This is a genomic window from Knoellia sp. B-D-2 (assembly GCF_057714695.1).
The window spans coordinates 312,086-333,080 of record NZ_CM173189.1 but is presented as its reverse complement, the minus strand read 5'-3'; the positions used below and the strand labels follow the sequence as shown (position 1 = coordinate 333,080).

The window sequence follows — 20,995 nt, the reverse complement described above, 5'->3', positions numbered from 1 at the left end:
CGACGCGTTCGCAGCGCGCCATGGGGCGGCGGGGTGTCGCTTTGTGTGCGCGGCCGCCGATAGGACACCCTTGGGGCATGGTCGCCCTCATCATCGGCATGCTCATCTGCGTCGGACTCGCCCTGGTCGTGGTCGCGCTCGTCGCCGTCCCGGCGCGTCGCGACGGCCGAGGCATCCTCACGCCCAAGGGTGAGGAGGTCGTCAGCGCGCTCAAGGAGCGCCAGCAGTCGGCCCGCGACCGGCTCGGCCGCGGCACGGGCGACGCCGACGCCGCCGCCACCGACGCCGCCGATGCCGCCGCGCCCATCGCCGGCCCGCCGCTGACGGCCGAGCCCGCCGACACGTCCGCCCGCGCCTGATGCGCTCGGGGATCGACCACTCCGCCGGCGACCCCTCGGTCCGGCCGCAGGACGACCTCTTCGGCCACGTCAACGGCGGCTGGGTCGCGCGCACCGAGATCCCGTCGGACCGCGGCCGCTACGGCAGCTTCGACATCCTGCGCGAGAACGCCGAGGCGCAGGTGCGCGACATCATCACCTCCGTCGCCGAGGGCGAGCCGGCCGACGGCACCGTGGCGCGCAAGGTCGGCGACCTCTACAGCTCCTTCATGGGCGAGGCCCGCATCGAGCAGCGCGGGGTCGAGCCGCTCGCGCCGTTCCTCGACGCCATTGCCGGCGCCTCGTCACCGCAGGACGTCGTGTCGCTGCTCGGCCGCTTCCTGCGCGCGGGGGTCGACGGGCTCGTCCACCCCATCGTCAACACCGACGACCGCGACTCCACCCGCTACGTCGTCTACCTCGAGCAGGCCGGCATCGGCCTGCCCGACGAGGCGTACTACCGCGAGGCGCGGCACGAGGCGATCCGGACGGCATACCCGCCGCACGTCGCGCGGATGCTCACCCTCGCCGGCCTGTATGCCGGTGACGAGGCGACCGCTGCCGCCGACCGGATCATGGGGCTCGAGACGCGCATCGCGGCCTCGCACTGGGACCAGGTCGCTAACCGCGACGCCGTGAAGACCTACACGCTGCTCGAGCGGGCCGGGCTGGTCGAGCTCACGCCGGGAGTCGACTGGGACGCCTACCTCGCGGGGGCACAGGCACCGGGGACGGCGTTCGACCAGGTCGTCGCGCGCCAGCCCGACCACCTCCGCGCGATCAGCGAGGCGCTGTCGGACGTCGACCTCGCCACGTGGCAGGACTGGCTGCGCTGGCGCGTCGTGCACGCCCTCGCGCCGTACCTGACCGAGGCGATCGTCGCCGAGAACTTCGACTTCTTCGGTCGCACCCTGTCGGGGGTGCCGGAGAACCGCGAGCGGTGGAAGCGCGGCGTCGGCCTCGTCGAGGAGGCGCTCGGCGAGGCGGTCGGCCAGCTCTACGTCGAGCGGCACTTCCCGCCGCGGGCCAAGGAGCGGATGGTCGAGCTCGTCGACAACCTCGTGGAGGCCTTCCGGCGCGACTTCGACGGCCTCGAGTGGATGGGTGAGCAGACCCGTCGCGAGGCGCTGGCCAAGCTCGAGGCGTTCACCCCCAAGATCGGCTACCCCGAGCGGTGGCGCGACTACTCCTCCCTCGCGGTGGACCCGGCCGACCTGCTCGGCAACGTCGCCCGGGCCTCGGCCTTCGAGGTCGACCGCAACCTCGCCAAGCTCGGTGGCCCCGTGGACCGCGACGAGTGGTTCATGACGCCGCAGACCGTCAACGCGTACTACAACCCCGGGCTCAACGAGATCGTCTTCCCGGCCGCGATCCTGCAGCCGCCGTTCTTCGACGTCGAGGCCGACGACGCGGTCAACTACGGCGGGATCGGCGCCGTCATCGGGCACGAGGTCGGCCACGGGTTCGACGACCAGGGCTCGCAGTACGACGGCGACGGCAACCTGCGCAACTGGTGGACCGAGAGCGACCGCGCCAACTTCGACGGTCGCGCGAAACGGCTCATCTCGCAGTTCGACGACCTCGAGTCGCGCGACGCCCCCGGCCACAGGGTCAACGGGGCGCTCACCGTCGGCGAGAACATCGGAGACCTCGGCGGGCTCACCATCGGGCACGCGGCATACCGGATCTCCACCGAGGGCGGGGAAGCCCCGGTCATCGACGACCTCACCGGTGACCAGCGCTTCTTCATCGGTTGGGCCCGCGTGTGGTGCGGCACGGCACGTGAGGCGGAGGCGGTCCGGCTGCTCGCCATCGACCCGCACGCCCCCATGGACCTGCGCGCCAACGCGGTGCGCAACCTCACCGAGTTCCACGAGGCCTTCGACGTCGCCGACGGCGACGGCATGTGGGTCCCGGAGGGCGAGCGGGTCCGCATCTTCTGAGGCGCTGGTGCGAGGATGAGTCGGTGAGTGCCATCGACACCTTCTGGGAATTCTTCGCCGTCGCCGTGGGCCTGCTCGTGGTCCTCGGCGGGCTCGCCGCCACGCTGCTCCGAGGGCGGGGTGGCGCGACCAAGGAGCTGCCCCGCGAGCAGCCCAGCCGTCCGGCGCCGAGGGCGCCGGACGGCGGTGGCGACACCGACGCCGACCGCGGGGACCAAGACGACCGGGGCTCGTCGGTCGACACCCTGCCCGCGCCGACCGACGACACGACCGTCGAGGAGACCCTCCCGCCGGTCACCGTCCCCGAGGTCGAGCGCCCCGAGGCGCCGCAGACCCGGCTGCAGCGGCTGCGGGCCCGCCTCGCCCGCTCCAACACGGCCCTCGGCCAGGGGCTGCTCGCCCTGCTCTCCCGCGGCGACCTCGACGAGCAGGCGTGGGAGGACGTCGAGGACACCCTCCTCACGGCCGACCTCGGGGTCGAGGCCACCACCCAGCTCGTCGACTCCCTGCGCACGCGGGTCCGGGTCCACGGCAACGCCGACGAGGCGACGGTGCGGGGCTGGCTGCGCGAGGAGCTCGTCGCCCTCGTCGACCCCGCCATGGATCGCACCATCGTCTCGTCTCGCGTCGACGGCCGGCCCGCGGTGATCCTCGTCGTCGGCGTCAACGGCACGGGCAAGACCACGACCGTCGGCAAGCTCGCCCGCGTGCTCGTCGCCGAGGACAAGGACGTCGTGCTCGGCGCCGCCGACACCTTCCGCGCCGCCGCGGCCGACCAGCTGCAGACGTGGGGCGCGCGGGTCGGCGTGCCCACGGTCCGCTCCGACCGTGAGGGCGCGGACCCCGCCGCCGTCGCGTTCGACGCGGTCAAGGCCGCGGCCGAGATGGAGGCCGACGTCGTCATCATCGACACCGCCGGTCGCCTCCACAACAAGGTCGGCCTCATGGACGAGCTCGGCAAGGTCAAGCGCGTCATCGAGAAGCAGAGCCCCATCGACGAGGTCCTCCTCGTCCTCGACGCCACGACCGGGCAGAACGGCCTGCGCCAGGCCGAGGTGTTCAGTGAGGTCGTCGGCATCACCGGCATCGTCCTCACCAAGCTCGACGGCACCGCCAAGGGCGGCATCGTCGTCGCGGTCCAGCGCAAGCTCGGTGTCCCGGTCAAGCTCATCGGGCTGGGGGAAGGGCCGGACGACCTCGCCCCGTTCGACCCCGAGGGCTTCGTCGACGCCATCATCGACTGATGGGTGCCGGGGACGCGCCGCGCCGGGCGGAGCTCGCCGCCGCATTGGAGTCCTGCACCGCCGCCGTCCTCGACCTCGCCGAGCGCGCCGAGGTGCGGGAGGCGTGGGTGCGCGAGAGCGCGTGCGTGGGGATGACCGTCGGCGGCCTCACCCACCACCTGCTCGCCCAGGCCGCGCACGTGGCCGCCGGTCTGCGGGCCCCGGCCCCGGCGGACGCGCCGGTCATCGGCCTGCTCGACCACTACGCCCGGGCGCCGTGGGTCGCGGCCTCCCGCAGCGGTGAGACGGACCCCAGTCAGGACGCCAGGGACAACGCGGCGGCGGGCGTCGGCCACGCGGCCGTGGTGGGGCGGGCCCGGCAGGTGCTCGCCGACCTGCCCGCGCTGGTCGCTGAGCCCCGCGACCCGGACGTCATCCACATCCCCTGGCAGGGCTGGTCGCTCCCGACGCCGGACTTCGTCACGACCCGGCTCATGGAGATGGTCGTCCACGGCGACGACCTCGCCGTGAGCGTCGGGCTGGCGCCACCCGAGCACGAGCCGGCGGTGGTGTCCCCGGTGCTGGCGCTGCTCACAGAGGTGTCGCTGAGGCGGCACGGCCAGGTGGCGCTCGTGCGGGCGCTGAGCCGTCCGCAACGCTCGACCGGCGACGTCTCCGCGTTCTGAGCCGATACCCTCCTGCCATGGGTCAGGGGGATCGGCGTCCGGGAGATCCCGTCGCGCAGCCGCTGCGGATGGGCACCGCGGCCAGGGCGTGGCGCGCAGCGCTGGTCGTGGCGCTGACCCTGCTGTTCTGCGCCGGGTCGGTCGTCGGTGACGACCACTGGTGGCCGTTCAGCCCGTGGCGGATGTTCTCGACCTCGCAGGCGGCCACCGGCTCCGTCTGGTCGACCGGCATCGAGGTCCGCACCGCCGACGCACCGGACGCGTGGGTCCACGCGTCCCTGACGCCCGAGAACGTCGGCGTCAACCGGGCCGAGGTCGAGGGCCACATCCCCCAGATCGAGGCCGACCCCGCGCGGCTCGGGACTCTCGCCCGCAGCCACGCCCGGCTCCGACCCGACGCCCCCGCCTGGGTGGGGCTGCGCGTCGTGAGGCACAAGATCGTCGTCGTCGACCGGGTGCCCACCGGCGAGGTCGAGACCGACGTGCTCGCCGAGTGGGCGCAGCCATGACCGCGGTCTCCCGCCTCGCCGGCTGGCTCTTCGAGCCGATGCCACTGGCGCGGGTCGCGGTGCTGCGCGTCCTCGTCTTCGCGTTCGTCATCGTCGACGTCCTGCTCCTCCACACCTCCGGCTGGTACCACGGCCACGCCGACCCGGTCTGGTACGAACCCCTCGTCATGGGGGAGGTGCTCCACCTCCCGCCCGCCTCGGTGCTCCTCGTCGAGGTCCTCAAGTGGGGCTGCGTCGTCGCCGCGGCCCTCGCCCTGAGCGGCCGCGCACCCCGGCTGCTGGGCTGGACGGTGGCGGTGTGCTGGGTCTGGTACCAGTACGTCGCCTTCAGCTACGGCAAGGTCGACCACGACCGGGCCGACTTCGTCGTCGCCCTCGCCCTCCTGCCGACGGTCGGCCTCGCCCACCTGTCCGACCGCCGCCGCTCGGAGGCAGCCGGGTTCGCGCTGCGGGCGGTGCAGCTCGCGGCGATCGCGACCTACTTCCTGTCTGCGTGGGCCAAGATCCGCTTCGGCGGGTTCGAGTGGGTCAACTCGGCGACGATGGTGCGCGCCGTCGTCCGGCGCGGCACGCCGTGGGCCGAGTGGCTCCTCGAGGTCCCGTGGACGCTGCACTCGTTCCAGTGGGTGCTCATGACGGCCGAGCTCACCGCACCGGTGATCTTCCTGCTGTCGGAGAGGTGGCGCCGTCGCGCCGTCGGCGCCTGGTTCGTCTTCCACGCGATGACGTATGCCGCGATCACGATCGCGTTCTGGCCGCACCTCGTGATGATGCTGGCGTTCCTGCCGCTCGAGGAGTACGCCGACCGGCTGCGCGCCCGCACCCGGTCGTTCGTGCAGCGACGGGTCAGGTCGGGCGCTGCGCCGCCGGGAGCGAGCACGCCGGCGTCCCGCCCGGGAGCCGGTGTCGGTTGAGCGCCACCCACCGGTAGACGACACCGGCGAGGGCGTTGACCCCCGGGGCGAGGATGAGGGCGCCGACCGGCCTGAACGGCAGCCTGCCCGCGAGCAGCACCCGGGCCACGGCGTCCTGGGCGGAGCTGACCCGTCCCGCCGCCGACACCCACTGGAGGGCCTCGTCGCACGCCTGAGCGGTCAGCCCGAGCGCCTCGAGGTCGTCGACGTCCTGGTAGGCGGTCACGACGAAGTCGTCCCGACGCGCCCTCACCGTCGTCGTCACCGTGCGCGACAGGCGGGTGCAGATGCCGCAGTCACCGTCGTAGAGGAGCGTGGCAGCAGGCATGGCCCCAGTCTCGCACCCGGCGCGAGGGCCGCGGACGGGGGCGCGGGTCCCACGCTCTGCGTGGGCCGGCATACGCCGGGAGGGGGTGGGCGGCATACGCCGAAAGGGGGCGGAAGGCCTGCGTGAGGGACGGCGAAACACACTTCTTACCGGCAGCGGGAACGTGCAACGTGCCCGTAACACGACGTGCCGCGGCGTGAAACCGACGCCTCACAGACTTTCTCGCCATGAGCCCAACTCTTCTCCCTCTCGCGGCCGAGCCCGCAATCGACACGTCGGCGACCGCCTTCGTCATCATCTGCGCCTCCCTGGTGCTGCTGATGACGCCGGGCCTCGCCCTCTTCTACGGCGGCATGACGCGCGCCAAGTCCGTCCTCAACATGATGATGATGTCGTTCGGCGCGATGGGCGTCGTCGGTGTCGTCTACGTGCTGTGGGGATACTCGATGTCCTTCGGTGGCAGCAACATCGGCGGCATCATCGGCAACCCGTTCGACAAGTTCGGCCTCAAGGGCGTCGTCGGTGAGGCCGCCGCGGGCTCGACCGTCGACGCCGACGGGGTCGCGATCGTCGACGTCTTCGGCGCCGACGTGTGGATCCCCGAGGTCCTCTTCGTCGGCTTCCAGCTCACCTTCGCCATCATCACCGTCGCGCTCATCAGCGGTGCCATCGCCGACCGCGCGAAGTTCTCGACCTGGCTGCTCTTCACCGGGCTGTGGGTCACGCTCGTCTACTTCCCGGTCGCCCACATGGTGTGGGGCGGCGGTCTCCTCAGCGGCTCCGAGGACGGCATCTCCGCGAAGATCTTCGGTGCGACCGACGGTGTGGCCAACGTGCTGCCGATCGACTTCGCCGGTGGCACGGTCGTCCACATCAACGCCGGCATCGCCGGGCTCGTCCTGGCGCTCATCGTCGGCAAGCGGCTCGGCTTCGGCACGACGGCCATGCGTCCGCACAACGTGCCGCTCGTCATGCTCGGCGCGGGCCTGCTGTGGTTCGGCTGGTTCGGCTTCAACGCCGGCTCCGAGCTCGCGGCCGACGGCCTGTCCAGCCTCGTCTGGGTCAACACCACCGTCGCCACCTGCGCCGCGATCCTCGGCTGGCTGCTCGTGGAGAAGCTGCGTGACGGGCACGCGACCTCGGTCGGCGCCGCCTCCGGTGTCGTCGCCGGTCTCGTCGCCATCACCCCGGCCTGTGGCGCCCTGTCGCCCGTGGGCTCGATCGTCCTCGGCGCCGTCGCCGGTGCCCTCGCCGCCCTCGCGGTCGGCCTGAAGTTCCGCTTCGGCTACGACGACTCGCTCGACGTCGTCGGCGTCCACCTCGTCGCCGGCCTCTGGGGCACCCTCGGCGCCGGCCTCCTCGCCACCGAGGGCGGGCTGTTCTACGGTGACGGCATCGACCAGCTCGTCATCCAGGTCGTCATCGCCCTGGCCTCGCTCGTCTTCTCGGCGGTCGTCACCGCGATCATCGGTCTGGGCCTGCGGGCCACCATCGGATGGCGCGTCACCGACGACGACGAGACGGCCGGCATCGACCAGGCCGAGCACGCCGAGTCCGGCTACGACCTCGTGGCCCGCGGCGGACGCATCGGCGTCAGCTCCACCGGTCCACAGACTGACGCCCGTCACCACGACGAGCTCACCTCCGAAGGAGTCAAGGCATGAAGCTCATCACCGCCATCATCAAGCCCCACCAGCTGGACGCGGTGAAGGAGGCCCTCGAGGCCTACGGCATCTCCGGCATGACCATCAGCGAGGCCTCCGGCTACGGGCGCCAGCGCGGGCACAGCGAGGTCTACCGCGGCGCCGAGTACACCGTGGACTTCGTCCCGAAGCTCCGGCTCGAGGTGCTCGTCGACGACATGGACGCGAGCAGCGTCGCCGACGTCATCCTCAAGTCGGCCCAGACCGGGCGCATCGGCGACGGGAAGATCTGGACCCAGCAGGTCGAGGACGTCATCCGGGTCCGCACGGGTGAGCGCGGCTCCGAAGCCATCTGAGGCTTCCTCCACCCAGCCGTGTGTGTCCCAGCGCGAGTCCTGGCTCGCGCTGGGACACACACGGCACGCCCATGGCACCACCGAGGGGACTGATTCCATTGACCGACGTCGTCGACGTCGCCGCCCGCCGGCTCGACCTGGCCGGCACCCGGGCCTTCGGGACGGCCGGGTCCGGACGGGATCGCCGAGTCCGCCTGGCCGACTTCAACCGCAAATGGTTGCAGGGCCTCTGGGAGGAGGCCACGCGGGGCCAGCGCCTCGAGGGGGTCGCCCTCGCCGCGGTCGGCAGCGTCGGGCGGGGCGACGCCGGCCCCCTCTCGGACTACGACCTCGTCCTCCTGCACTACGGCCGGACCCTGGACACCGGCGAGATCACGCGGCTCGCCGACCGCATGTGGTACCCGATCTGGGACGCCGGGGTGCGCCTCGACCACAGCGTGCGCACGGTCAACCAGTGCCGCACCGTGGCGGCCGACGACCTCACCGCGGCCGTGGGACTGCTCGACATCTCCCCGGTCGCCGGCGACGCCGAGGTCGTGGCCGCAGCCCGGGCCACGGTCAGCCACGACTGGCGGGCCAACGCCCGCAAGCGACTGCCCCAGCTCACCGAGGCGATGGCGCAGCGGCACCACCGCCACGGCGACCTCGCGCAGTCGATCGAGCCCGAGCTCAAGGAGGCCCACGGCGGACTCCGGGACATGACCGTCCTCAGCGCGCTCGCCGAGGCCTGGCTCGCGGACCGCCCGCGCGGTGAGGTCGACGCGGCATACGCCGTGCTCCTCGACGTCCGCGACGCGGTGCACGTCGTCACGGGGCGCGGTCGTGACCGCCTCTCGCGCGACGACCACGACGCCGTCGCGGCCCTGCTCGGTCACGACGACGCCGACGACCTCCTCGCCGAGGTGTCGAACGCCGGCCGGGCGATCGCCTACGCCCTCGACGGCACCGTGCGGCGCGCCGGCCAGTCCCAGCGCGCCCGGGTCCTGCGGGTAGGCCCCCGCCGTCCGCAGATGTCGCCGCTTGGCTACGGCCTGTTCGAGAGCGACGGCGAGGTCGTGCTCGGCGCGGGACGCCTCGTCGACAGCGACCCGCACCTGCCGCTGCGCGCGGCCGTCCTCGCCGCCAGGGCGAACCTGCCGATCGCGCCGACGACGCTCGAGAACCTCGCGACCCGGTGCGCCGACCTGCCGACGCCGTGGTCGCCGCTCGCCCGCGGGCTGTTCAGCGACCTGCTCGCCGCCGGTCCCGGCCTCGTGACCGTGTGGGAGGGCCTCGACCAGCAGGGCATCATCGAGCGCTGGCTGCCCGAGTGGGCGGCCGTCCGGTCCCGCCCGCAGCGCAACGCCGTGCACCGCCACACCGTGGACCGCCACCTCATCGAGACCGTCGTCCACGCCACCGGACTCCTGCGCGGCGTCGGTCGCGCCGACTTGCTCCTCCTCGCCGCGCTGCTGCACGACATCGGCAAGATCCCCGGGGCCCGGGACCACTCCGTCACCGGGGCCCCGATCGCCGAGGCCGTGATGAGGCGCCTCGGCCACCACGACGCGGACGTCCGGGTCGTCACGTCGCTGGTGCGCGAGCACCTCACCCTCATCGAGCTGGCGACCCGACGCGACCACGCCGACCCCCGGACCGTCGACGCGGCCAGCGCCGCCGTCGGTGGGGACCGGGAGCAGTTCGAGCTGCTCCTCGCGCTCACCGAGGCCGACGCCGTCGCCGCCGGACCCAAGGCCTGGACCGACTGGCGGGCCGCGCTCCTCACCCAGCTCGCCACCGCGGTACGCGCCCGGCTCGACCCCGCGGCGCCCGCGGCCGGGGAGGCCGAGCCCGCGGTCGTGCCGCACGAGCTCGTCCTCGAGCTCGCCAGCGGTGAGCCGCACGTCGTCGTCGTCTCGAGCGGCGGGTCGTACCGCATCGACATCGCCGACCGCGACCGTCTCGGGCTCTTCGCCGACACGGCGGGCCTGCTCGCCGCCGAGGGTCTCGTCGTCCGGACCGCCGTGCTGCGCACCGTCGACGGCGTCGCGGTCAACGAGTGGCACGTCGAGTCGCCGAGCGGCGCCGAACCGGAGCAGGAACGCCTCGCCCGCGGGCTGACCCGGCTCGCCTCCGGGGACCGGGGGCCGCTGGGGCTGCTGGAGCGTCGGCGACAGTTCGCGGCGCGCCCGAGCGGGACCTCGACCATCGGGACGCCGGGCCAGCCGCGGGCGCTCGTCGTGCCCGGGGCCAGCACCGAGGCCACCGTGCTCGAGGTCCGCGCCCAGGACCGCCCGGGGCTGCTCCACGAGCTCGGCATGACCTTCGCCAAGGCGGGGGTGTCGGTGCGCTCCGCGCACATCGCGACGTATGCCGGCCAGACCCTCGACACGTTCTACGTCACCGACTTCTCGGGTCGCCTCCTCGACCCGTCGAAGGTGGCGCAGGTCGTGGCGGCGATCATCGACACCTGCGACGGGGCACCCCCGCGCCCCTGACCGCCTCCCGTCACTGCTTGCGTCCGCAACCCTGGTCGCGATCCCGGCCACTGTTGCGGACGCACGCCCCGGCCCGCCTCCGGCGTCCGCAACCCTGGTCGCGATCCCGACCACTGTTGCGGACGCAAGGGGCGTGGGGGTGGGCACGGGTCCACGGCAGGGGACGGCGGCGGTTAGCCTTGTGCGGTGTTCACGAGCCTCTCCGACCGCCTGACAGCGACCTTCAAGAACCTCCGCACGAAGGGGCGCCTGTCCGAGTCCGACGTCAACAAGACCGTCCGCGACATCCGGATGGCGCTCCTCGACGCCGACGTCGCCCTGCCGGTCGTCAAGGAGTTCACGCACGCCGTCCGTGAGCGCGCGCTCGGCGCCGAGGTCTCCCAGGCGCTCAACCCGGCCCAGCAGGTCGTCAAGATCGTCAACGAGGAGCTCGTCGCGATCCTCGGCGGCTCGACGCGCACGATCCGCTTCGCCAAGTCCGGCCCCACCGTCATCATGCTCGCGGGCCTCCAGGGTGCGGGCAAGACGACCCTCGCCGGCAAGCTCGCCAAGTGGCTCAAGGACCAGGGTCACACCCCGATCCTCGTCGCCGCCGACCTCCAGCGCCCCAACGCCGTGACCCAGCTCCAGGTCGTCGGCGAGCGCGCCGGCGTCCCGGTCTACGCGCCCGAGCAGGGCAACGTGGGCGGCCACGACGCCGTCGGGCCGACGGGTGAGGGCACCAAGAGCTTCGGCGACCCGGTCACCGTGTCCCGGGACGGCATCCGCGAGGCCGTGAACCGCCAGCACGACGTCGTCATCGTCGACACCGCCGGCCGTCTCGCCGTCGACGAGAACCTCATGAAGCAGGCCGGGGACATCCGCGCGGCGATCAACCCGCACGAGGTCCTCTTCGTCATCGACGCGATGATCGGCCAAGCCGCGGTCGAGACCGCCGAGGCCTTCCTCGAGGGCGTCGACTTCACCGGTGTCGTCCTGTCCAAGCTCGACGGCGACGCCCGCGGTGGCGCCGCCCTGTCGGTCGCCGGTGTCACGGGCCGCCCGATCATGTTCGCCAGCACCGGCGAGGGCGTCAAGGACTTCGAGGTCTTCCACCCCGACCGCATGGCCTCGCGCATCCTCGACATGGGTGACGTCCTCACCCTCATCGAGCAGGCCGAGAAGGCGTTCGACCGCGCCGACGCCGCCGAGATGGAGCGCAAGTTCCTCGCGGCCGAGGACTTCACGTTCGACGACTTCCTCCAGCAGATGGCCGCGATCAAGAAGATGGGCTCGCTCAAGTCGATGCTCAAGATGATGCCGGGCATGGGGCAGATGTCGGCCCAGCTCGACAACCTCGACGAGCGCGAGTTCGACCGGGTCGAGGCGATGGTCCGCTCGATGACGCCGTTCGAGCGCAACCACCCCAAACAGATCAACGGCTCGCGCCGAGCCCGCATCGCCGGCGGCTCGGGTGTCACCGTCTCCGAGGTCAACCAGCTGCTCGAGCGCTTCGGCGAGGCCCAGAAGATGATGAAGCAGCTCGCCCGCGGCGGCGGCATCCCGGGGATGCCCGGAATGCCCGGCATGGGTGGCGGCGGCCGCAAGAAGCAGCAGCAGGTCCCGCAGCGCAGGAAGTCCAGGTCGGGCAACCCGGCCAAGCGGGCCGCCGACGCCCGGGCCGAGGCGCAGCGGCCGACCGCCACGCCGGCCGGTGGGGCCTTCGGTGGCGGCGCGGACGCTCCCGCCCTCGACCCGGCGACCCTCGACCCCACCCAGCTGCCCAAGGGCTTCGAGAAGTTCCTGGGCAGGTGAGCCCCGCGGGCCCGCTCAACACGCTGTCGGTCGGCACGGCGGGTCCGCGCGTCGCGTTCCTCCACGGCCTCTTCGGTCAGGGCCGCAACTGGTCGACGATCGCCAAGGGCCTCGCCGGTCCCGACGGCGACCGGGCGCGCTGCACGCTGGTGGACCTGCCCGACCACGGCCGCTCCCCGTGGAGCGAGGAGTTCTCCTACGAGGCGTATGCCGGCTCCGTCGCCTCCACGCTGCGGGCCATCGACCCGGGGCCGTGGGTCGTCGTCGGGCACTCGCTCGGCGGGAAGACCGCCATGGTCCTGGCGCTGCGCGAGCCCGACCTCGTGCCCCGCCTCGTCGTCGTCGACATCGCCCCCAGGTCGTACGGTTCGCTCGAACGGTTCGGGGGCTACATCCGCGAGATGCAGGCGCTCCCGCTCGCGGAGCTCACCGATCGGACCGACGCCGAGGCCCGGTTCGCCGAGCCCGACCCGGGCATCAAGTCCTTCCTCCTGCAGAACCTCCGCCGCGAGGGTGCCGGGTGGCGGTGGCAGGCCAACGTCGAGCTGTTCGCGGCCGACGCCGCGCGGGGGACGGACTCGGTCATCGCCGCCTTCCCGGTCGCACCCGGTGACGTCGAGCCGTATGCCGGTCCCGTCCTCTGGGTCGCCGGCGGCGAGTCGGGCTACATCCGGCCGGAGGACGCCGAGGGCATGCGCGCCCTCTTCCCCCGGGTCCGCCTGGTCACCGTCAAGGGCGCCTCGCACTGGGTGCACACCGACTCGCCCGAGATCGTCGTCGAGGCGCTGCGCCGCGTCATCACCGCCGCTCCGCCCGCCTGACCGGGCCCCTCACGCGGACCCCACCGTTGCGTCAGCGCAAGTGGTGGTTCTAGCAACCACTGGCGCTGACGCAGCGCATAGGGTCGGGCAGCATGACGCCACCGGTGCTGCATTTGTCGGGAGAGGTCCTCGTCGGCCACGAGGAGGTGCGGCCCGAGGCCTGGGTGGTCGGGGGCCGGATCACCTTCGAGCGACCGACCGGACCCGGCCACGACGTCGAGACCCTGCGCGGCTGGTTCGTCCCCGGCATGGTCGACGCCCACTGCCACGTGGGGCTGGACCGGCACGGCGCCGTCGACGACGCCACGACCGAGGCGCAGGCGGTCACCGACCGCGACCACGGCACCCTGCTCGTCCGTGACGCCGGCTCGCCCGCCGACACCCGCTGGATCGACGAGCGCGACGACCTCCCCAAGGTCATCCGCGCGGGTCGCCACATCGCGAGGACCAGGCGCTACATCCGCAACTACGCCCACGAGGTCGAGCCCGAGCAGCTCGTCGAGCGGGTCCGCATCGAGGCCCGAGCCGGGGACGGCTGGGTCAAGCTCGTCGGCGACTGGATCGACCGCGACACGGGGGACCTCGAGCCGTGCTGGCCCGCCGACGTCCTGGCGGAGGCGGTCGCCGCCGCGCACGAGGAGGGGGCGCGCACCACCGCCCACTGCTTCGGTCCCGAATCGCTGCGCGACTTCGCCGCGGCCGGCACCGACTGCATCGAGCACGCCACCGGTCTGGAGCCGGACACGATCGACTCCTTTGCGGCACAAGGGATTGCGATCGTCCCGACGCTCGTCAACATCGCGACCTTCCCGCAGATCGCCGAGTCCGCGAAGGACAAGTTCCCCGACTACCACCGCCGGATGCTCGACCTGCACGCACGCCGCTACGAGACGTTCGGCGCGGCGCGCGAGGCCGGCATACCGATCTATCTCGGGACCGACGCGGGAGGCTCCATCGAGCACGGGCTGGCAGCGCAGGAGGCCGTCGAGCTGACCCGGGTGGGCATGTCGCACCACGAGGCCCTCGGCGCCGCCACGTGGGGAGCCCGAGCCTGGCTGCGGCGCCCCGGGCTCGAGGAGGGCGCCGACGCCGACCTGCTCGCGCTCGACCGCGACCCGCGCGAGGACGTCACCGCACTGGGGGAGCCGACGGCGATCGTGCTGCGGGGCGTCACCTTCTGACGCGCATCCACGATGCGAGACATAATCTAATGTTGTTTGACGGATAACTTCGGCTTATCCAAACTTCGAGGTGTCCGACAGGAACTGCGGCCGCGTGGCCAGCTCTGTCGGACCGTGATCGAAGGAGTTCCCCCATGAGCCGTCATCCCCGCCTCGCCCTGGCCGCCGCCGCGACCGCTGGTGCGATGGTGATGACGGCCTGTGCCGGTGGCGGAGCGAGCGACACCGCCGGGGCGGCGGCCGCCGCGGATGCCGCGCCCGCGTCGACGAGCACCCTCAACCTCTTCGCGTACGCCGTCCCCAAGGTCGGCTTCGACAAGGTCGTCCCGGCGTTCAACGCCACCGACGAGGGCAGGGGCGTGACCTTCCAGCAGTCCTACGGCGCCTCCGGGGACCAGTCGCGCAAGGTCGCGGCTGGTGCCGCTGCTGATTTCGTCAACTTCTCGGTCGAGCCGGACATCACCCGGCTCGTCGAGGCCGGCCTCGTCGCGGCGGACTGGAACGCCGGTGAGCACCGGGGCATCCCGTTCGGCTCGGTCGTGACGATCGTGACCCGCAAGGGCAACCCCGAGGCCATCAACGACTGGGACGACCTGCTCAAGCCGGGCGTCGAGGTCGTCACGCCCAACCCGTTCAGCTCCGGCTCGGCGAAGTGGAACCTCCTCGCGCCGTACGCCGCCAAGAGCGAGGGCGGGAAGAACCCGGCGGCCGGGCTCGCCTTCATCGAGCAGCTCGTCACGGGCCACGTCAAGGTCCAGCCGAAGTCGGGACGCGAGGCCACCGAGACCTTCCTCCAGGGGACGGGCGACGTGCTCCTCAGCTACGAGAACGAGGCGCTGTTCGCCGAGCGCAAGGGCGACCCGGTCGAGCACGTCACGCCACCGACGACGTTCAAGATCGAGAACCCCGTCGCCGTCCTCAGCAAGGGCGAGAACGTCGAGAAGGCCACCGCCTTCCGCGACTACCTCTTCACCCCCGAGGCCCAGAAGCTGTGGGCGCAGGCCGGTTTCCGTCCGGTGGACGAGGCCGTCGCGAAGGACTTCGCCAAGGACTTCCCGGAGCCCGCGAAGCTCTGGACGATCGACGACCTCGGTGGCTGGAAGACCGTCGACGGCACGCTGTTCAAGAAGGACACCGGCTCCATCGCCGTCATCTATGACAAGGCGACGTCCTGACATGACGACGACCGTGACCGGCGGCAGGGGCGGCACGGACGTGTCGGCCCTGCCGCCGTCCGCGCAGCCACCGGACGCGAGCCCGGCGGCCACGCCCGAGGGCGAGCCGCCACGCCCGGCCGGCCGGTCCGGGCTCGGCCGGGTCGGGCGCCCGCTCGGCGTCGGCGTCGTCGGGCTCTGGCTGAGCGTCATGGTGCTGCTGCCCCTGGCGGCCCTCACCGAGACGTCCTTCGAGGACGGGTGGGGCGGCTTCTGGGAGGCGGTCACCGCGCCGGTCGCGCTCGCCTCGCTGCGCGTGACGATCGTCGCCGCCGTCGTCGTGGCCCTGGTCAACGCGGTCATGGGCACCCTCATCGCCTGGGTGCTGGTGCGCGACGACTTCCCGGGCAAGCGCATCGTCAACGCGCTCATCGACCTGCCGTTCGCGCTGCCGACGATCGTCGCGAGCATCGTCCTGCTCTCGCTCTACGGCCCCAACAGCCCCGTCGGCATCCACCTCAACGCGACGCAGCCCGGCCTCGTCGTCGCCCTCGCGTTCGTCACCCTGCCGTTCGTCGTCCGCTCGGTGCAGCCGGTGCTCATCGAGGCCGACCGCGAGGTCGAGGAGGCGTCGGCCTCGCTGGGTGCGTCGAGCTGGACGACCTTCCGCCGGGTCGTGCTCCCCACGCTCACCCCCGCGATCATCAGCGGCACCGGACTGGCCTTCGCCCGGGCCATCGGCGAGTACGGCTCCGTCGTCCTCATCGGCGGCAACATCCCGCGCGAGACGCAGGTCGCGTCCCAGTACATCCAGCAGCAGATCGAGATCGACCGCCCGGTCAACGCCGCCGCGGTCTCGGTCGCGCTGCTCGCGATCGCCTTCGCGACCCTCGCCGTCCTGCGCTGGTATGCCGGCCGCGGCCTGCGCCGTGAGGAGGACTCCGCATGACGACCACCACCCCCGCGCGGCTGGGTCTGCGGACCGTCGCCCTGGGCTACCTCGTGCTCCTCGTCGCGGTGCCGATCGCCCTCATCCTGTGGCGGACCTTCGAGCCGGGCGTCGGCGCGTTCGTCGAGTCGGTCCGCACGCCGGCGGCGCTCGCCGCGCTCAACCTCTCGCTGCTCATCGTCGCGATCCTCGTCCCGCTCAACGTCGTCTTCGGCGTCGGGACGGCGCTCGCCCTCGTCCGCGGCCGCTTCCCCGGCAAGGGCCTGCTCCAGGCCGTCGTCGACCTGCCGTTCGCGGTCTCGCCGATCGTCGTCGGCGTCGCGCTCATCCTCCTGTGGGGGTCCGGCGGCTGGTTCGGCGGCGTCGAGGGCCTCGGCTTCCAGGTGATCTTCGGACTGCCCGGCATGGTCGTCGCCACGCTCTTCGTCACGCTCCCGTTCGTCGTGCGCGAGGTCGAGCCGGTGCTGCACGAGATCGGCACCGAGCAGGAGCAGGCCGCGTCGACGCTCGGCGCGAGCTCGTGGCAGACCTTCTGGCGGATCACCCTCCCGGCGATCCGCTGGGGACTCACCTACGGCGTGGTGCTGACGATCGCCCGCGCGCTCGGCGAGTTCGGCGCCGTCATCATGGTGAGCTCCGGCTTCCCCGGCGTCTCCCAGACCCTCACCCTTCTCGTCCACTCCCGCTACATCGACGACCACAACACCTACGGCGCCTATGCCGCCGCGACCCTCCTCATGGGTCTCGCGGTCGCGACGTTGCTGGGGATGACCCTGCTCGACCGCAAGAGGAGCACCCGATGATCACCGTGACCGGCGCCAGGAAGAGCTACGGCGACTTCACCGCACTCGACGACGTGTCGCTCGAGATCCCGGCGGGCACGCTCACCGCACTGCTGGGTCCGAGCGGCTCGGGCAAGTCGACCCTGCTGCGCGCCATCGCCGGGCTCGAGGGCCTCGACGGGGGACAGGTCGTCATCGGCGGCCGCGACGTCACCGGGGTGCCGCCCCAGAAGCGGGGGATCGGCTTCGTCTTCCAGCACTACGCGGCCTTCAAGCACATGACGGTGCGCGACAACGTCGCGTTCGGGCTGACGATCCGCAAGCGCCCGAAGGCCGAGATCGCGCGCAAGGTCGACGACCTGCTCCAGATCGTCGGGCTCGACGGGTTCCAGCACCGCTACCCGGCCCAGCTCTCCGGTGGTCAGCGCCAGCGGATGGCCCTGGCCCGGGCGCTCGCCGTCGACCCCGAGGTGCTGCTCCTCGACGAGCCGTTCGGCGCCCTCGACGCCAAGGTGCGCGCGGACCTGCGCCAGTGGCTGCGTCGCCTCCACGACGAGGTGCACGTGACGACGGTCCTCGTCACGCACGACCAGGAGGAGGCGCTTGACGTCGCCGACCGGATCGCCGTCCTCAACAAGGGCCGCATCGAGCAGGTCGGGGACCCGGTGGCGCTCTACGACCGCCCCGCCAACGACTTCGTCATGTCGTTCCTCGGCTCGGTCGCGCGGCTGGGCGGCCAGCTCGTGCGGCCCCACGACATCGCGCTCCACCGCACCCGGGAGCGCGCCCTGCAGCTCGACGCCCGGGTGGGTGGCTCGCCCGGCGTCATCGAGGCGGTCGTCGAACGCGTGGTCCGGCTCGGGTTCGAGGTCCGGGTCGACCTGCGTGCCGACACGGGGGAGCGGTTCGCCGCCCAGCTCACGCGCGCCGAGGCCGACGCGCTCGCGCTGCAGCCCGGCGACACGGTCTTCGCGCACACGGTGCAGGTCGTCAACCCGGCCGAGGTCGAACCCGCCCTCGCCATCTGACGCGCTCCCGCGGATTCGGAGAGGACCCGCGGGGTGGGACACAATGCGGCTGTGGACCCTGTGCAGACCGCGACGAGCGAGGGAGCCGGCCCCGAGGTCGGGCCCGGCGTCGACCCCGATGACCTCGCCACCCTGCTCCGCGTCCTCGACCAGCTGCCCGCGCTCGACGCCGACCACCCCGACATCCAGACGGTGAAGCGCGCCACCGGCCGGATGTACAAGCAGGTCCGCAAGGCCCGCCGGCGCGAGGCCAAGCAGCCGCAGATCGACCACGACGAGGCGATCCTCGCCCGAACCGCCACGGGCTCGCCGATGCGCATCGACGACGAGACCAAGGGCATCCTGCTCGACGTGCCGCCGCCCGGCGCGACGGTCGGGGAGCTCATCAACCCGCGCGGCTGCTACATCTGCAAGGCCGACTACACGCTCATCGACGCGTTCTACCACTGGCTCTGCCCGACCTGCGCCGCCAAGAGCCACGCGAAGCGGGAGCAGCGAGCCGACCTCACCGGCAAGCGCGCCCTGCTCACCGGGGGCCGCGCCAAGATCGGCATGTACATCGCGCTCATGCTCCTGCGCGACGGCGCCCACCTGACGATCACCACCCGCTTCCCCCACGACGCGGCGAGGAGGTTTGCGGCACAGCCGGACTCGCACGAGTGGATCGACCGGCTCAAGGTCGTCGGCATCGACCTGCGCGACCCCACCCAGGTCGTCGCGCTCGCGGACGAGGTCGCCGCCGCCGGTCCGCTCGACATCCTCATCAACAATGCGGCGCAGACCGTGCGCCGCTCCCCGGGCTCCTACTCGCCCCTCGTCGACGGGGAGCAGGTGCCGCTCGAGAGCACCGTGCGCTACCCCGAGCTCGTGACCTTCGACCGGATCAGCGACGCCCACCCCGCCAACCTCCTCGGCACCCTGACCGCCAACAAGGTCGCCCACCACGAGGGAGAGAGCGAGGAGGAGGCGGCCCGCTCGCTGGCCCAGCGCACCGCGGCCTCGATGACCGAGATGGCGCTCACCGCCGGGCACGCGAGCCTCGAGGCGCACCTCGAGGGGACCGCCGTCGACGCCGGCGGCCTCCTGCCCGACACCCAGCGCAACAACAGCTGGACCCAGGTCGTCGACGAGGTCGACCCGCTCGAGCTGCTCGAGGTCCAGCTCTGCAACTCGACGGCCCCCTTCATCCTCATCTCCCGGCTGCGCCCGTCGCTGCGCGCTGCGGTCGCCGCGGGCGCCCGACGCGCGTACGTCGTCAACGTCTCGGCGATGGAGGGCCAGTTCTCCCGCCGCTACAAGGGCCCCGGCCACCCGCACACCAACATGGCCAAGGCCGCCCTCAACATGCTCACCCGGACGAGCTCGGGTGAGATGTTCGAGACCGACCGCATCCTCATGACCGCCGTCGACACCGGCTGGATCACCGACGAGCGCCCCCACCACGAGAAGCTGCGCATCGCCGCCGAGGGCTGGCACGCCCCGCTCGACCTCGTCGACGGCGCCGCCCGCGTCTACGACCCGATCGTGCGCGGCGAGGCCGGCGAGGACCTCTACGGCTCCTTCGTCAAGGACTTCGAGCCCAGTCCCTGGTGACGGGCCGAGAGCGTGTGCCGTGACCTCCCTGGGCGAATGGGCGCGCGACGCCTTCGGGCTGGGTGAGGGAGCCGTCACCCTCACCGTGGCCGCCCGCGGCGCGCAGGGCCGGATCTCGCTGCTCGACGTGGGCGGGCGGCGGTACGCGCTGAAGCAGCCGTTCGGGACCGTCGACGAGGACGACCTCCGTCGTGAGGCCGCCCACCTCGACCACTTCGTCCGGGCGGGCATCGAGGTGCCGGCCCACGTCAGCGACCCGACCGGTCGGTATGCCGTCCCGGTCCCGGAGGCGTTCGGTGGGGGACAGGCACGCGTCACGCGGTGGGTCGAGGGGCGAGCCGTCGGGACGGCCACGGACGGCCTCGCCACCCGGCTCGGCATCCTGCTCGGCTCGCTGCACGGCGCGGCCCCGGGCAGTGACGAGGCTCCCGGCGGGTGGTACCGCACGATGCCCTCCGCGGACGTCTGGCACGACCTCCTCACTCGCAGCGCGGGACGGCCGTGGGCCGGCGCCCTGGCCCGGCGCCTGCCCGACCTCGAGGACCACGTCCGTCGCGTCGAGCGGGCCGGTCCACCTCGAGGGCGTCTCGTCGTCGGGCACCGCGACCTCCACCCCGACAACGTCCTCATCGCCTTGGACGGCTCGCTGCGGGCCATCGACTGGGAGGACGCCGGCCCGACCGACACCCATCGCGAGCTCGCCAAGGTCCTCGTCCAGTGGCACGTCGACGGCGACGACGTCGACGAGGGTGCGGTCACCGCGACCGTCGAGGCCTACCGCAGGGCAGGAGGGCCGGGGCGGGTCGAGTCGCTCGACGACTTCACCATGGTGCTGTGCAGCGACGCGAACTTCCTCGCCGGGCAGATCCGCTCCGCGCTGGACCCGGGTCTCGCGCAGGAGCACCGGGCGGCGGTGCTCGCCGAGATCGAGCAGGGCCTCGCGACCTACGTCCCCACCCCGGACGCCTTGACCCGGGTGCTCGCCGCGACCCATGCGGCGACCGCGAGCACGGCCACGACGGCGGCGGCGCCCAGCCACGGGGCGGCGACCGCGGCGTCGAAGGAGCCCGGCACCACGGCCTGACCGTCGGACGAGCACGTCACCACGCCGTCGGCGGAGGCGGAGCAGGACCCCGAGGACGGGTCGGCCCGGCCGAGGACGACGCCGAGCCAGCCGATGCCCGCGGCGAGCGCGAGACCCAGCCCCGCCACCGACGGCCACCGGTCCGGCCGACGC

The 20,995-nt window shown here is 72.6% G+C and carries 19 protein-coding genes; 18 read left to right on the top strand and 1 reads right to left on the bottom strand.

Annotation, left to right across the window (positions count from 1 at the left end):
* Window positions 1-77 precede the first annotated feature (77 nt).
* The 6 genes from AC3EU2_RS01570 to AC3EU2_RS01545 are packed head-to-tail and all read left to right on the top strand — an operon-like array spanning window position 78 to window position 5,652.
* Entirely contained in the window at window positions 78-359 is a 282-nt protein-coding gene (locus AC3EU2_RS01570; RefSeq protein WP_488177994.1) for a hypothetical protein, read from the top strand.
* The gene (locus AC3EU2_RS01565; RefSeq protein ID WP_488177993.1) at window positions 359-2,320 is read left to right on the top strand and encodes a M13 family metallopeptidase; all 1,962 of its coding nucleotides are present in this window, start codon (window positions 359-361) and stop codon (window positions 2,318-2,320) included. The genes AC3EU2_RS01570 and AC3EU2_RS01565 overlap by 1 nt, the downstream gene beginning before the upstream one ends.
* Window positions 2,321-2,343: 23 nt before the next feature.
* Window positions 2,344-3,564: a signal recognition particle-docking protein FtsY gene (gene ftsY / locus AC3EU2_RS01560; protein WP_488177992.1), complete on the top strand. Its 1,221-nt coding sequence runs from the start codon at window positions 2,344-2,346 to the stop codon at window positions 3,562-3,564.
* Window positions 3,564-4,229: a maleylpyruvate isomerase N-terminal domain-containing protein gene (locus AC3EU2_RS01555; RefSeq protein WP_488177991.1), complete on the top strand. Its 666-nt coding sequence runs from the start codon at window positions 3,564-3,566 to the stop codon at window positions 4,227-4,229. The genes ftsY and AC3EU2_RS01555 overlap by 1 nt, the downstream gene beginning before the upstream one ends.
* Before the next feature lie 17 nt (window positions 4,230-4,246).
* A complete protein-coding gene (locus AC3EU2_RS01550; protein WP_488177990.1) occupies window positions 4,247-4,738 on the top strand; it encodes a hypothetical protein in 492 nt (163 codons plus the stop codon).
* Window positions 4,735-5,652 (top strand): HTTM domain-containing protein, encoded by a 918-nt coding sequence (locus tag AC3EU2_RS01545; RefSeq protein ID WP_488177989.1) that lies wholly within the window; start codon window positions 4,735-4,737, stop codon window positions 5,650-5,652. The genes AC3EU2_RS01550 and AC3EU2_RS01545 overlap by 4 nt, the downstream gene beginning before the upstream one ends.
* On the opposite strand, the gene AC3EU2_RS01540 is transcribed toward AC3EU2_RS01545, so the two are convergent.
* A complete protein-coding gene (locus AC3EU2_RS01540) occupies window positions 5,585-5,980 on the bottom strand; it encodes a thiol-disulfide oxidoreductase DCC family protein (RefSeq protein WP_488177988.1) in 396 nt (131 codons plus the stop codon). The two genes, AC3EU2_RS01545 and AC3EU2_RS01540, sit on opposite strands and share 68 nt — an antisense overlap.
* A gap of 227 nt (window positions 5,981-6,207) precedes the next feature.
* On the opposite strand from AC3EU2_RS01540, the gene AC3EU2_RS01535 reads away from it, so the two are divergent.
* From AC3EU2_RS01535 to AC3EU2_RS01480, 12 genes are all read left to right on the top strand, one after another.
* Window positions 6,208-7,644, top strand: a complete 1,437-nt coding sequence (locus AC3EU2_RS01535; protein WP_488177987.1) for an ammonium transporter — start codon at window positions 6,208-6,210, stop codon at window positions 7,642-7,644.
* A complete protein-coding gene (locus AC3EU2_RS01530; protein ID WP_035938692.1) occupies window positions 7,641-7,979 on the top strand; it encodes a P-II family nitrogen regulator in 339 nt (112 codons plus the stop codon). Before AC3EU2_RS01535 ends, AC3EU2_RS01530 begins: the two co-directional genes overlap by 4 nt.
* A gap of 98 nt (window positions 7,980-8,077) precedes the next feature.
* The gene (locus AC3EU2_RS01525; protein WP_488177986.1) at window positions 8,078-10,456 is read left to right on the top strand and encodes a [protein-PII] uridylyltransferase; all 2,379 of its coding nucleotides are present in this window, start codon (window positions 8,078-8,080) and stop codon (window positions 10,454-10,456) included.
* A 186-nt stretch (window positions 10,457-10,642) separates the two neighbouring features.
* Window positions 10,643-12,250, top strand: coding sequence for a signal recognition particle protein (gene ffh / locus AC3EU2_RS01520; protein ID WP_488177985.1), 1,608 nt, complete (start codon window positions 10,643-10,645; stop codon window positions 12,248-12,250).
* On the top strand, window positions 12,247-13,071 hold the full coding sequence (locus AC3EU2_RS01515) for an alpha/beta fold hydrolase (RefSeq protein ID WP_488177984.1): 825 nt from the start codon (window positions 12,247-12,249) through the stop codon (window positions 13,069-13,071). Before ffh ends, AC3EU2_RS01515 begins: the two co-directional genes overlap by 4 nt.
* A 92-nt stretch (window positions 13,072-13,163) precedes the next feature.
* Window positions 13,164-14,252 (top strand): amidohydrolase family protein, encoded by a 1,089-nt coding sequence (locus AC3EU2_RS01510; RefSeq protein ID WP_488177983.1) that lies wholly within the window; start codon window positions 13,164-13,166, stop codon window positions 14,250-14,252.
* Between the two features lie 134 nt (window positions 14,253-14,386).
* Window positions 14,387-15,427 carry a sulfate ABC transporter substrate-binding protein gene (locus AC3EU2_RS01505; RefSeq protein WP_488177982.1) on the top strand — a complete coding sequence of 347 codons (1,041 nt, stop codon included), beginning with the start codon at window positions 14,387-14,389 and terminating at the stop codon, window positions 15,425-15,427.
* Between the two features lies 1 nt (window position 15,428).
* Window positions 15,429-16,355, top strand: coding sequence for a sulfate ABC transporter permease subunit CysT (gene cysT / locus AC3EU2_RS01500; protein ID WP_488177981.1), 927 nt, complete (start codon window positions 15,429-15,431; stop codon window positions 16,353-16,355).
* A complete protein-coding gene (cysW, locus tag AC3EU2_RS01495) occupies window positions 16,352-17,158 on the top strand; it encodes a sulfate ABC transporter permease subunit CysW (RefSeq protein WP_488177980.1) in 807 nt (268 codons plus the stop codon). Before cysT ends, cysW begins: the two co-directional genes overlap by 4 nt.
* Complete coding sequence (locus AC3EU2_RS01490) at window positions 17,155-18,165, top strand: sulfate/molybdate ABC transporter ATP-binding protein (protein WP_488177979.1); 1,011 nt, start codon at window positions 17,155-17,157, stop codon at window positions 18,163-18,165. The genes cysW and AC3EU2_RS01490 overlap by 4 nt, the downstream gene beginning before the upstream one ends.
* 60 nt (window positions 18,166-18,225) lie before the next feature.
* Window positions 18,226-19,758 carry an SDR family NAD(P)-dependent oxidoreductase gene (locus AC3EU2_RS01485; protein ID WP_488179421.1) on the top strand — a complete coding sequence of 511 codons (1,533 nt, stop codon included), beginning with the start codon at window positions 18,226-18,228 and terminating at the stop codon, window positions 19,756-19,758.
* 19 nt (window positions 19,759-19,777) lie between these two features.
* Window positions 19,778-20,842, top strand: coding sequence for a phosphotransferase (locus AC3EU2_RS01480; protein ID WP_488177978.1), 1,065 nt, complete (start codon window positions 19,778-19,780; stop codon window positions 20,840-20,842).
* The last annotated feature ends 153 nt before the right edge of the window (window positions 20,843-20,995 follow it).

What these genes read in the sequence shown, in the direction of transcription:
- AC3EU2_RS01510 (WP_488177983.1), top strand. Translation starts at nt 13,164, where the DNA reads ATGACGCCACCGGTGCTGCATTTGTCGGGAGAGGTCCTCGTCGGCCAC.
- AC3EU2_RS01570 (WP_488177994.1), top strand. Translation starts at nt 78, where the DNA reads ATGGTCGCCCTCATCATCGGCATGCTCATCTGCGTCGGACTCGCCCTG.
- AC3EU2_RS01490 (WP_488177979.1), top strand. Translation starts at nt 17,155, where the DNA reads ATGATCACCGTGACCGGCGCCAGGAAGAGCTACGGCGACTTCACCGCA.
- AC3EU2_RS01505 (WP_488177982.1), top strand. Translation starts at nt 14,387, where the DNA reads ATGAGCCGTCATCCCCGCCTCGCCCTGGCCGCCGCCGCGACCGCTGGT.
- AC3EU2_RS01545 (WP_488177989.1), top strand. Translation starts at nt 4,735, where the DNA reads ATGACCGCGGTCTCCCGCCTCGCCGGCTGGCTCTTCGAGCCGATGCCA.
- AC3EU2_RS01555 (WP_488177991.1), top strand. Translation starts at nt 3,564, where the DNA reads ATGGGTGCCGGGGACGCGCCGCGCCGGGCGGAGCTCGCCGCCGCATTG.
- AC3EU2_RS01565 (WP_488177993.1), top strand. Translation starts at nt 359, where the DNA reads ATGCGCTCGGGGATCGACCACTCCGCCGGCGACCCCTCGGTCCGGCCG.
- AC3EU2_RS01530 (WP_035938692.1), top strand. Translation starts at nt 7,641, where the DNA reads ATGAAGCTCATCACCGCCATCATCAAGCCCCACCAGCTGGACGCGGTG.
- AC3EU2_RS01535 (WP_488177987.1), top strand. Translation starts at nt 6,208, where the DNA reads ATGAGCCCAACTCTTCTCCCTCTCGCGGCCGAGCCCGCAATCGACACG.
- cysW (WP_488177980.1), top strand. Translation starts at nt 16,352, where the DNA reads ATGACGACCACCACCCCCGCGCGGCTGGGTCTGCGGACCGTCGCCCTG.
- cysT (WP_488177981.1), top strand. Translation starts at nt 15,429, where the DNA reads ATGACGACGACCGTGACCGGCGGCAGGGGCGGCACGGACGTGTCGGCC.
- AC3EU2_RS01550 (WP_488177990.1), top strand. Translation starts at nt 4,247, where the DNA reads ATGGGTCAGGGGGATCGGCGTCCGGGAGATCCCGTCGCGCAGCCGCTG.
- AC3EU2_RS01540 (WP_488177988.1), bottom strand. Translation starts at nt 5,980, where the DNA reads ATGCCTGCTGCCACGCTCCTCTACGACGGTGACTGCGGCATCTGCACC.